The sequence below is a fragment of the Mesorhizobium sp. WSM4849 genome, assembly GCF_055811385.1.
In genome coordinates, this window is sequence record NZ_JBVVPW010000067.1 from 1 (window position 1) to 11,465 (window position 11,465).

At 62.6% G+C, this 11,465-nt stretch carries 10 protein-coding genes; 4 read left to right on the forward strand and 6 right to left on the reverse strand.

Annotation, left to right across the window (positions count from 1 at the left end; all coding sequences use genetic code 11):
• Positions 1 to 415 precede the first annotated feature (415 nt).
• The 5 genes from dnaQ to AC0L3L_RS35615 form a co-directional block, all read right to left on the reverse strand.
• Positions 416 to 1,135 carry a DNA polymerase III subunit epsilon gene (gene dnaQ, locus AC0L3L_RS35595; protein WP_473641990.1) on the reverse strand — a complete coding sequence of 240 codons (720 nt, stop codon included), beginning with the start codon at positions 1,133 to 1,135 and terminating at the stop codon, positions 416 to 418.
• Between the two features lie 86 nt (positions 1,136 to 1,221).
• Positions 1,222 to 1,824, reverse strand: coding sequence for a dephospho-CoA kinase (gene coaE / locus AC0L3L_RS35600; protein WP_473526000.1), 603 nt, complete (start codon positions 1,822 to 1,824; stop codon positions 1,222 to 1,224).
• Positions 1,825 to 1,829: 5 nt separating this feature from the next.
• Complete coding sequence (locus AC0L3L_RS35605; protein ID WP_473641992.1) at positions 1,830 to 2,681, reverse strand: shikimate dehydrogenase; 852 nt, start codon at positions 2,679 to 2,681, stop codon at positions 1,830 to 1,832.
• On the reverse strand, positions 2,674 to 3,273 hold the full coding sequence (locus AC0L3L_RS35610; protein ID WP_473641994.1) for a Maf-like protein: 600 nt from the start codon (positions 3,271 to 3,273) through the stop codon (positions 2,674 to 2,676). Before AC0L3L_RS35610 ends, AC0L3L_RS35605 begins: the two co-directional genes overlap by 8 nt.
• Before the next feature lie 170 nt (positions 3,274 to 3,443).
• Positions 3,444 to 4,265 (reverse strand): pyruvate, water dikinase regulatory protein, encoded by an 822-nt coding sequence (locus AC0L3L_RS35615; RefSeq protein ID WP_473485800.1) that lies wholly within the window; start codon positions 4,263 to 4,265, stop codon positions 3,444 to 3,446.
• Between the two features lie 403 nt (positions 4,266 to 4,668).
• Here AC0L3L_RS35615 and hemE point away from each other — a divergent pair, with 403 nt between their 5' ends.
• The 3 genes from hemE (at position 4,669) to rho (ending at position 7,772) form a co-directional block, all read left to right on the forward strand.
• Positions 4,669 to 5,697: a uroporphyrinogen decarboxylase gene (gene hemE / locus AC0L3L_RS35620; protein ID WP_473641996.1), complete on the forward strand. Its 1,029-nt coding sequence runs from the start codon at positions 4,669 to 4,671 to the stop codon at positions 5,695 to 5,697.
• Positions 5,694 to 6,245: a protoporphyrinogen oxidase HemJ gene (gene hemJ / locus AC0L3L_RS35625; RefSeq protein WP_473641998.1), complete on the forward strand. Its 552-nt coding sequence runs from the start codon at positions 5,694 to 5,696 to the stop codon at positions 6,243 to 6,245. Before hemE ends, hemJ begins: the two co-directional genes overlap by 4 nt.
• Positions 6,246 to 6,506: 261 nt before the next feature.
• The gene (gene rho / locus AC0L3L_RS35630) at positions 6,507 to 7,772 is read left to right on the forward strand and encodes a transcription termination factor Rho (protein WP_027153631.1); all 1,266 of its coding nucleotides are present in this window, start codon (positions 6,507 to 6,509) and stop codon (positions 7,770 to 7,772) included.
• Positions 7,773 to 7,842: 70 nt separating this feature from the next.
• On the opposite strand, the gene AC0L3L_RS35635 is transcribed toward rho, so the two are convergent.
• Positions 7,843 to 9,861 carry a thioredoxin domain-containing protein gene (locus AC0L3L_RS35635; protein ID WP_473642000.1) on the reverse strand — a complete coding sequence of 673 codons (2,019 nt, stop codon included), beginning with the start codon at positions 9,859 to 9,861 and terminating at the stop codon, positions 7,843 to 7,845.
• Between the two features lie 63 nt (positions 9,862 to 9,924).
• On the opposite strand from AC0L3L_RS35635, the gene mnmE reads away from it, so the two are divergent.
• Positions 9,925 to 11,247 carry a tRNA uridine-5-carboxymethylaminomethyl(34) synthesis GTPase MnmE gene (mnmE, locus tag AC0L3L_RS35640; RefSeq protein ID WP_473642002.1) on the forward strand — a complete coding sequence of 441 codons (1,323 nt, stop codon included), beginning with the start codon at positions 9,925 to 9,927 and terminating at the stop codon, positions 11,245 to 11,247.
• Positions 11,248 to 11,465: the final 218 nt, after the last annotated feature.

An 11,465-nucleotide genomic window follows, 5' to 3' on the forward strand; every position in this document is an offset into this window, starting at 1 on the left:
CTCTGCATCTGGCCTAGGAATCACATCTCGATTCCACCAGTCTACCCCTAAGGTTAGCGCCTATGGGACAGCGCCCCCTCTTCCTGCCGGACATCTCCCCCACAAGGGGGGAGATCGGACTTCACACCGGCTTTCGCCAATCGCCAACCTTGCCGGAGTGAGCGGAGCGCCGAAACTGCCAATCTCCCCCCTCGTGGGGGAGATGTCCGGCAGGACAGAGGGGGGCGCGAAGGATCGCTACGGGTCGGCTGATCCTGAACGCTGCATTCTTCGGCTGAGGTAACGGCATGGATCCAGGGGTCTGCGCCGCGTCGCTCCTTGCTCCGCCCTAGGATGACGAAGTGGAGGGGCGTTTTCGGCCAATCTCGAAGATTTGCATATCGACGCCACTGCCGATCGGCACCCGTCAAAATCACTATGCCGCGGAACTCGCTTCGGGGGCGACGCGCAGCCAGAGCGCCTTTTCGCCTAATGTGCCGACCATGCTCGTGTGCGCGCTGCGCTCTGCGTCGGTCAGGCGAGACGGCAGCGCAATCGGCCTCACGCCGATGCTGATGTCAATATCGTCGACATTTCTTCTGCCGCCGGCCGGCGCCGTGGCACTGTCGAGGATGAGCGCCGCCTGCTTGCCGCCGATGAGCTCGATATAGACCTCGGCCAGCAATTCCGAATCGAGCAACGCGCCGTGCCTGGTTCGGCGAGCATTGTCGATGCCATAGCGCCGGCACAGCGCGTCCAGCGAATTGGGGCCCATCGGATGCTTGCGGCGCGCCAGCGCCAGCGTGTCGACGACAAGTCCGGGATCAACGACCGGGTGGCCAAGCCGACCGAACTCGACATTGAGGAAAGCGATATCGAAAGTGGCATTGTGGGCGACCAGCTTGGCGCCGTCGATGAAGGCAAGAAACTCCTCGGCGATGTCGCTGAAGGTCGGCTTGCCCATGAGGTCGGCGGCGCTGATGCCATGAACGGCCTGCGCCTCCGCATGAATCGGTCGTCCTTGCGGATTGATGTAATGGTGGAAGGTGCGGCCGGTCGGGAACCGATTGACCAACTCGATGCAGCCAAGCTCGATGACGCGGTCATCACGGAAATCGAGACCGGTGGTTTCCGTATCGAAGATGATCTCGCGCATCGAATCAGTCCGTTGGTTCCGGCGTTATTTCAGCCGAATCATGATGGGAACAAATTGGCAACATATTACGCCGGACGCAAGCGCCGTTAAGCAGGCTTGCCGGCTTTATCCCCGACCAGTTCGGCGACAATCGCATTAACCGCCGCGCGCGCCGCATCAAAACCTTGTCCGGTGTCGATGACGAAATCGGCGGCCTTACGCTTTTCGGCGTCGGGAACCTGCCTGGCCAGGATCGACGCCAGTTTCTCCTCGCTCATGCCCGGCCGCGCCAGCACCCGGGCGCGCTGGACGTCGGGCGAGGCGGTGACGACCACGACCTTGTCGACGCGGTCGCGGCCGCCGGTTTCGAACAGCAGCGGGATGTCGAGAACGACAAGCGGTACGCCGGCAGCGCGGTTCCTGGCCAGGAAGGCGTCGGCGTCGGCGCGGACCAGCGGGTGGATGATCGCTTCCAGTCGTTTCAGCGCGGCTGCATCGCCGAGCACCCGCTCGGCCAGCTTGGTGCGGTCGACCGACCCGGATTTTGTCGTTCCGGGAAAAGCCGCCTCGACCAGCGGAGCGGCCTTGCCGACGTAGAGGCGATGTACCACCTCATCCGAATCGTGGACGGGCACGCCGGCTTCGGCAAACATCTTTGCCGTCGTCGACTTGCCCATGCCGATCGATCCGGTGAGGCCGAGCACGATCATGCTTTTCATTCCCTGGTCATTGCTTGGGCGCCAAGATCGGCGACAATCATCTGCCGCAATTCGGCAGTGACCTGCGGCCTGATGCCGAACCAGCGCTCGAAGCCGGGCACCGCCTGGTGCAAAAGCATGCCGAGCCCGTCGACGGTCTTCAGGCCCCGTGCTCTGGCTGCGGCCAGTAATGGCGTTTCCAACGGCACATAGACAATGTCGGTGACGATGGCATGGTGCGGCAGCCTGGCCGGATCGGCGGACAGGCCTTCATTGCCGTGCATGCCGAGCGCTGACGTGTTGACCAGCAGGCCGGCATCGGCAAGCAGCTCGCCGGTCGCGGCCGTGCTGTGGGCCGAGACCCCGCCGAAGCGGTGGCGCAGCTCCTCGGCTCGGGCGAGCGTCCGGTTGACGATGCGGATATCGTCAACCCCGCGCTGCTTCAGCGCATGGATGACCGCGCGCGAGGCGCCGCCGGCGCCGAGCACCACGGCCGGGCCATTGTCTGCCCAGCCCGGCGCATGCTCGTCGAGATTGGCGGCAAAGCCATGGGCGTCGGTGTTGCCGCCCCACAGTTTTCCGCCCTCGAACCAGAGCGTATTGACCGCGCCGATCTGTTCGGCCGCATCGTCGCGGCGCGCCGCCAGCGCGAAGGCGGCCTCCTTGTGCGGGATGGTGACGTTGCCGCCACGGTAGCCATTCGCCGCGAGCGTTTGGACAAATTCGGCAAAAGCCTCCGGCGCGACGTCGATCGCCCGGTAGCTGCCGTCGACACCGTACTTCGCCAGCCAATAGCCATGGATCTTCGGCGACCGGGAATGCGCTACCGGGTGGCCGGTGACGAAGGCCTTTTTCGCGGCCTCAGCCATCGATGGCGCCGAGGTCACGCAGCATGGCCAGGACGGGCAGAAGCGGCAGGCCGACAATGGTGAAATAGTCGCCTTCTATTCTTTCGAACAGCTGGATGCCCTCGCCTTCGATCTGGTAGGCGCCGACGCTGGACAGCGCCTTGGCGCCGACCCGCGCCAGATGGCGGCCGATGAAGGCGGGCTCGAGCTTTCGCATGGTCAGGCTGGCGATGCCGACATGCCGCCACAGGGCCGCGCCGTCGCGGGCCAGCACGACGGCGCTGTTGAGTTGATGGGTCTTTCCCGATAGCGCCAAGAGATGGCGGCGCGCGGCTTCCATGTCGGCTGGCTTGTGGAACACTTCGTCGGCGAGCGACAGCGTCTGGTCGCAGCCGAGCACAAGGGCGCCGAGCTTTCGCTCACTGACCTCGGTGGCCTTGGCCTCGGCAAGCACCAGTGCGACGTCCTCGGGCGAGATACCGCTGCCCTGCAAGGGCGCTTCGAGCGCGCGCTCGTCGACTTCCGCCGGAACCGCCTCGACCGCCACGCCGGCATGGACAAGCAGCGCCTTGCGAAACGAGCTGCTCGAGGCAAGGATGATTTTTTCGGCCATTTTTTATCGCCCGATTCCTGACGCTCACTAGGGTGTGTCGAGATTCAGGTCAGGCCGAGCCGAAAATGGTGGCTTCCGAGAACCGGAGCGGAGCGTACTTTTCGTACGTGAGCACCGGAAGCGCAGGAAGCCGCCGTTTGCAGGCCGGCATCACCTGAATATCACACGCCCTAGCGCGTCTTGCCGCGCAGGGCAACGATAGCCGCCGCCGTCTCCTCGATCGAGCGGCGGCTGACGTCGATCATCGGCCAGCCATGCCGGGTGCAGATCTTGCGGGCATAGGCAAGCTCTTCGCTGATCGCGGCGCGGTCGACATAGTCGGTAGGCTCATAGGCGCTGGTGTTGCCGAGGATGCGGTTCTGGCGAACCTGCGAGATGCGCTCGGCGGTGGCGATCAGCCCGACGATCAGCGGCTTCGCGGCGTTGACCAGGCTTTCCGGCACCGGCACGCCGAGCACGATCGGGATATTGGCGGTCTTGATGCCGCGATTGGCGAGATAGATGCTGGTCGGCGTCTTCGAGGTGCGCGAAATGCCGACGAGCACAATGTCGGCATCGTCCATATTGGCCGGCAGCTGTCCGTCATCATGCTCCATGGTGAAGTTGAGCGCGTCGATGCGGCGAAAATATTCGGCGTCGAGGACATGTTGGGCGCCGACGCGGCGGCCGGCCGGCGTGCCGAGATAGGACTGGAACACGGTCAGCACCGGTTCCAGCACGGAGACGCAAGGCAGGCCCATTGCCGCGCAGCGTTCGTCGATGCCGCGGGCGAGGTTCTGGTCGACGACCGTATAAAGGATGATGCCCGGCTCCTCCTCTATGTCCTCGAACACTTTCGTCACCTGCTTTTCGGTGCGGATGAGCGGGTAGATATGCTCGATGGCGCGCGCATCCTTATATTGCGCGGAAGCCGCGCGCCCGGCCGCCAGCAGCGTTTCACCGGTGGCATCGGAAATCAGGTGAAGGTGAAAGAAGCTCTGGGGTTTGTTCACAGGGGTTCGTTCCAAGCTGTGGGCCGATGTGGATAAGGTCGGTCGGAAAGATCGGCCGGTTCGGGGCGACTGTATCAGATGCCAGTTTGTCCACAATTCGATGCGCTGTCGGCTTCGTCGGGCGGCTGGGGACAAGTTCGGGGACGTGCTTTTTTGACTAGGCGTTATCCACAGGTCCGTTTTCTTTGCGCGGGCGGCAACGCATTGTTCCCAGTTGGAAATTTCCAACTGTCCCCAAAGTCCTCCTATCCGGCAGAAGAAGCACGCGACAATATGCTGGCTGGCCTTTTCCGGGGCAAAGCGGGACAGGAAACAACCACCGATACCAACAGACTCTTAGAATCATAAGATTCCTAGAAATAGAATATTTAATTATAGAGAAGCCTGGAGAGGCGAGTGCTGAATGCCTGAAAACCGGATCATGCTGGACGTGTTGAAGGGCAAGGCTGCGTTTCCGCCGCCGATCTGGATGATGCGCCAGGCTGGCCGCTATCTGCCGGAATATCGGGAGACACGCAGGCGGGCAGGGTCATTCCTCGATCTTTGCTACGATCCCGATCTTGCCGTGGAAGTGACACTGCAGCCGATCGAACGCTTCGGCTTCGACGCATCGATCCTGTTTTCCGATATCCTTGTCGTGCCGCATGCGCTGGGCCGCGACGTGCGCTTCGAGGAGGGCCGCGGGCCGCTGTTGACGCCGATCTCGGCAACGGAGATTGCGGCTCTCGACGGCGAAACGTTTCACGTGAATCTCGAACCGGTCTATGAGACGGTCAGACGTTTGCGGGCCAAGCTGCCTGATGACACGACGCTGATCGGCTTCTGCGGCGCGCCGTGGACGGTGGCGACCTATATGATCGCCGGCCACGGCACCTCCGACCAGGCGCCGGCGCGGCTGTTTGCCTATCGCAAGCCGGCGGCTTTCCTGCAGCTGCTGAACGTCCTTGCCGATCATTCGGCCGCCTATCTGATCCGCCAGATCGAAGCCGGCGCCGATGTGGTGCAGATCTTTGACTCGTGGTCCGGCGTGCTCGATGAAGTTTCCTTCGAGGTCTTTTGCGTCGGGCCGGTGGCGGAGATCGTCAGGCAGGTTCGGGCCGTCCATCCCAATGTTCCGATTATCGGCTTTCCCAAGGGCGCCGGCGCCCACTATCGCAGCTATCGCCAAAAAACCGGCGTGACGGGGCTGGGGCTCGACTGGACCGTGCCGTTGACGACGGCGAAGGAACTGCAGCGCGGTGGCGCCGTACAGGGCAATCTCGATCCGTTGCGGCTGGTGGCCGGCGGCAAGGCGCTAGCCGACGGCGTCGACGCAATCCTGAAAGCATTGGGCGATGGGCCGCTGATCTTCAATCTCGGCCATGGCATCACGCCGGAGACGCCGATCGCGCATGTCGAGGCGATGGTGAAGATGGTGCGGGCACGTCGATGACCGACACGAATAACGCCAACAGTGGTGCGGACAGCAGCGGGGCGGGAGCGATGCGTCGAGCAGCGATCGCCATCGTCATCTTCCTCGTCCTGGCTGCGCTTCTGTTCCTGTTCGGGCCCGATGATTTCTATCCCTGGGCGAAGGCGATCCATGTCATCGCCGTCATCTCCTGGATGGCGGGCATGCTCTATCTGCCGCGGCTGCTGGTCTATCATGCCGACGCCGAGAAAGGCTCCGTCCAGTCGGAAACCTTCAAGGTGATGGAGCGCCGGCTGCTGCGCGGTATCATCAATCCGGCCATGATCATCACCTGGGCGTTCGGCCTCTGGCTTGCCTGGAAGGGTTTCGGTTTTCAGGGCGGCTGGCTGCATGCCAAGATCGCCGCTGTGCTTGGCCTGTCGGCCGCTCACGGCTATCTGGCCGGTGCGGTTCGTAAATTCGCCGAGGACCGTAACGAAAAGCCCGCGAAGCACTGGCGGATCGTCAACGAGATCCCCACATTGCTGATGATCGTCATCGTCGTGCTGGTCATCGTAAAGCCGTTTTGACGCCGCCGCATCGGCCAGAAATCGGAACCGATTTTCGGAAAGTACGATGCGGGACTCGAAGAGTCTTACAGCGTCCCTTTGCGCGTCAAGAGAGACGCGCAGCGGCCACAAAAGGCGGCTTGCTCTTTTAGTCGACCGACGATAAAAGACGGGTCTTCCTTCCCGTCATGCGCCGCCCATTCATCGCTTCGGCCGCGCCCGGCATTTGTCGCATCCCGCCGATATTTTCCCCATGCTTACTCACTCAGAGTCCATCTAATGATGCAAGAAATGAAACTCACCGAGTTCAAGAACAAGAAACCGCCAGAGCTGATCGCCTATGCCGAATCGCTCGAGGTCGAGAACGCCAGTGTGATGCGCAAGCAGGAGCTGATGTTCGCGATCCTGAAGCGGCTGGCGACCCAGGATATCGAGATCATCGGTGACGGCGTTGTCGAAGTGCTGCAGGACGGTTTTGGCTTCCTGCGCTCGGCCAATGCCAATTATCTGCCGGGTCCGGACGATATCTACATCTCGCCGTCGCAGATCCGCCGGTTCTCGCTGAAGACCGGCGACACGGTCGAAGGCCCGATCCGCAGCCCGAAAGAGGGCGAGCGCTATTTCGCGCTGCTCAAGGTCAACACGATCAATTTCGACGACCCGGAAAAGATCCGCCACAAGATCCATTTCGACAATCTGACGCCGCTTTACCCGACCTCGCGGCTGAAGATGGAAATGGATGTTCCGACCTCGAAGGACATTTCGGCCCGCGTCATCGACCTGGTGGCGCCGCTCGGTAAAGGCCAGCGCGCCCTGATCGTGGCGCAGCCGCGCACCGGCAAGACGGTGCTCTTACAGAACATCGCCCACTCGATCACCACCAATCATCCGGAATGCTATCTGATCGTGCTCTTGATCGACGAGCGGCCGGAAGAAGTCACCGACATGCAGCGTTCGGTGAAGGGCGAGGTCGTCTCCTCGACCTTCGACGAACCGGCGGTGCGCCACGTCCAGGTCGCCGAAATGGTGATCGAGAAGGCCAAGCGCCTTGTCGAGCACGGGCGCGACGTCGTCATTCTGCTGGATTCGATCACCCGCCTCGGCCGTGCCTACAACACCGTGGTGCCGTCATCCGGCAAGGTGCTGACCGGCGGTGTCGACGCCAATGCGCTGCAGCGGCCGAAGCGCTTCTTCGGTGCCGCCCGCAACATCGAGGAAGGCGGCTCGCTGACCATCATCGCCACCGCGCTAATCGACACCGGCAGCCGTATGGACGAGGTCATCTTCGAAGAGTTCAAGGGTACCGGCAACTCGGAGATCGTGCTCGACCGCAAGGTCGCGGACAAGCGCATTTATCCGGCCATGGACATCCTCAAGTCCGGCACCCGCAAGGAAGACCTGCTGGTCGCCCGCCAGGATCTGCAGAAGATCTTCGTGCTGCGCCGCATCCTGGCGCCGATGGGCACCACCGACGCCATCGAGTTCCTGATCGACAAGCTCAAGCAGACCAAGACCAACGCGGATTTCTTCGATTCGATGAATACGTAAGGGGTTGGACAGCGCTGCCCCTTCCTGCCTTCTCCCACAAGGGGTGAAGGAGAACCGCGCACCCCCTCACCTATCCGCGCCGCAACCGCCGCTCGAGCTCCTCAGTGTCCGTTATCACCGGCAGGCAGACCTGCCCGGTGCACAGCCAGGCGCCGGGCTCGGTCGTTGGCGGCAGAACGCCGCCTGGGAGCATCGGCAGGTTTGTCGCCGAACCGACCGGCACGATAGTGTCGATCCGGCGCGGGTCCGGATTTCGATTCGCGACCGGAACAAGCCCCGGATTCTCCGGGTTCTCCACCAGCACCAGCTTCAACGGCTCGATCGCCAAGGCACAGGCGTTGACGACACCCGCTTGGCCATAGGCCTGGTGCGCCGCACGGCCGGCCGCGTGTTCGGCGATCCTCAAGGTCTTTTCCTGCAATTCGAGATCGCCCGAAAGCGAAGACAATCGAACCAGAGCCTCGATGATCTGGCCGGCCGCTGACGGAATGGCCTCGTCGACATCGCCCCTGATGCGGATCGGCACGTCGCTGCTGTCCGACGCGGTGAGATAGTAGCCGATGTTGTTCTCATCGCTATGCCATTGATCGAGCTGCGCGATGAATTGGCCGGCCAGCTCGGCATAACTCGATGTGCCGGTAGCCTCGAACAATGAGATCGCGGCGTTGGTCATGGCGGCGTAATCGCTCGACAGCGCCGGAAAAAGCTTCTTTGCGCCAAGCATCGAATGCGGCAGCCGGCCGTCTCGACCAGCGCTGGCAATGGCAGCAAAGGCCTGTTCCGCCGCCTCGATCCAGTCGATCCGTTTCAGAGCGCGCCCGGCTTCGGCGAGAGCCGCGATCACCAGGCCGTTCCAATCGGTCAGGATTTTGCCGTCACGCCCGGGTCTGACGCGCTGCTCCCGGGCTGCCAGCAATTTTTCTTTCAGCGGAATGAGCCGGTCGCGATCGGCGACGCTTTGCTTTTGCTGGGCCTCAGTCTGGTGGATGATCGGCTTGCCCTCCCAGCCATGCGGGCCGGAAAGCGTGAAGTATTTGACAAATAAGGCTGATTCGTCGCCGAGAGCGGTTTCGATCTCATCCCTGCTCCAGGTGTAGAACAACCCCTCTTCGCCCTCGCTGTCGGCGTCGAGGCTGGCAGCGAAGGCACCGCCATCGACGCGCATCTCGCGCAAGAGCCAGTCGATCGTCTCTTCGATTCGCCCCCGGAACAATTCATTGCCGGTCGCCGCATAAGCCCAGTTGCACAGCCGGACGAGCTGGGCGTTGTCGTAGAGCATCTTTTCGAAATGCGGCACCAGCCATTCGGCATCGGTGGAGTAGCGGCTCAGCCCGCCGCCGATATGGTCGTAGATGCCGCCAGCCAGCATCTTTTCGAGGCTGAGCAGGACGGCGTCGCGATGGGCTGTGGCGCCGTCGCGCAGCCAGGACAGCCAGAGCGTCTGCATGAACGGCGCATTGGGGAATTTGGGCGCGCCGCGCAGGCCGCCCAGATCCCGGTCGATCATGCCGTCGATACCGTTGGCGAGCGTGGCGAGCGTGTCGCGATCGAGCACGGCCTTGGCACGCGTGCCCGCCAGCCGCGCCTTGACATGCGTGGTCAGGCCGTCGGCGCTTTGGTTAACGCTTTCTTTCTTCTCGCGCCACGCCTTGTCGACCGCCTCCAGCACCTGGACGAAGCCAGGGCGACCGTAACGTGCCTCGCGCGGAAAATAGGTGCCGCCCCAGAAAGGTTTTCCGTCCGGTGTCAGGAACATGGTCAGCGGCCATCCGCCCTGCTCGCCCATCGAGGACAGTGCGGCCATATAGATCTGGTCGATGTCCGGCCGCTCCTCGCGATCGACCTTGATATTGACGAAGAGACGGTTCATGACGGCGGCGACGTCGTCGTTCTCGAAGCTTTCGTGGGCCATGACATGGCACCAGTGACAGGCCGCGTAGCCGACCGAGAGCAGGATTGGCCGCTCGAGCGCCCTTGCCTCGGCAAGCGACGCCGGCGACCATGCCCGCCAATGCACCGGGTTGCCGCTATGCTGCTGCAGGTAGGGGCTGGCCTCTTCGGCAAGTAGATTTTGCGCGGGCAATGTCACGGTTGATAACTCGGCAATTGTCAATGAACAAGCGAAGCTAGGGCGGTTGTGCTGGGTCGGCAAATGATTTCCGGTGATTCCATAGTTGCCCTGTCGAGCGGCCGCCTGCCCGCCGGTGTTGCCGTGATCCGCATTTCCGGCTCGAAGAGTCGATTCGTCGTCGAAACGATTGCCGGTTCGATTGTTCAGAACCGTGTTGCCGCATATCGCAAGTTCAGGGCGCCCGACGGATCGGTGCTCGACAGCGGCCTGGTCGTCTTTTTTGCCGGGCCCAACAGCTTTACCGGCGAGGACATCGCCGAATTCCATGTCCATGGCGGGCGTGCCGTGGTGGCGAAGATGCTGGAAACGATCGCCGGCTTTGACGGCGTCAGGCATGCCGAACCGGGCGAGTTCACCCGCCGTGCGTTTCTCAACGGCAAGGTCGATCTGGTCGAGACCGAGGCGCTGGCCGATCTCGTCAATGCCGAGACGGAGGCGCAGCGGCGCTTTGCCGTGCAGAATGCCGAAGGCGCACAGAGCGAGCTCTATGTCAACTGGCGCCGTCGGCTTATTCATGCACGGGCGATGATCGAGGCCGAGATCGATTTTGCCGACGAAGACGATGTGCCGGGTTCCGTTGCGGAGACGGTCTGGTCGGACGTCCGCGTGATGATCGACGAGATCGAACGTCATGTCCAAGGGTTCCGGGCCGCCGAGATCATCCGCGACGGGTTCGAGGTCGTCATCCTCGGCGCACCGAATGCCGGCAAATCCAGCCTGTTCAACGCTCTGGCCCGGCGCGAGGCGGCGATCGTCACCGAAGAGCCCGGCACCACACGCGATCTGCTCGAAGTGGTGCTGGATCTGGAGGGGATGCGGGTAAGAGTAACCGACACCGCCGGCTTGCGTGAGACACCCGGCAGGATCGAGGCGATCGGTATCGAAAGGGCGAGGAGCAAGGCCGGCACTGCCGATTTGTTGCTGGTGTTGGAGGATATGGTGGAGCCGGTCCCCATCGGCGCAGTTCCAGCCGATGTCCCGTCATTGAGGATCGGGACGAAGGTCGATTTGCTGCGGGATGAATCGCTTGTGGCGCGCTACGACGTGGCAATCTCGACCAGGGACGGGACAGGGCACGCGGAATTGCTGGCGGAGATCGGCCGTCGCGCCGCCGCGCAGATCGGCGAGGCCGGCGACGTCCTGCCGTCGCGGCTGCGGCACGTCGAACTCCTCAATGAGACGAAGCGCTTCCTGCTTGCGGCAGTGGCAGGGGATGAGCGCGGGCAGGAGTTGCGGGCCGAGGAATTGCGGCTGGCAGCGGATAGGCTTGGCCGCATCATTGGAGCGGTCGATGTCGAGGACATGCTGGACGTTATTTTCTCGCAGTTCTGCATTGGCAAGTGACTCACGTGAAACACTTGGGGAGGTTGGGCGGCTTCGGATGATTCACGTGAAACACCACGCGATTAGCTCGAAGGCATTGTTTCACGTGAAACGATTCGCTGGGCAATCGCTTCATTCTTCCGGGGCGATGTGCGGCTCTTCCTTCTCCCCTTGTGGGAGAAGGTGTCGCCGAAGGCGACGGATGAGCGACTATCTCTGATGTCAAGTTGCATTAGCGA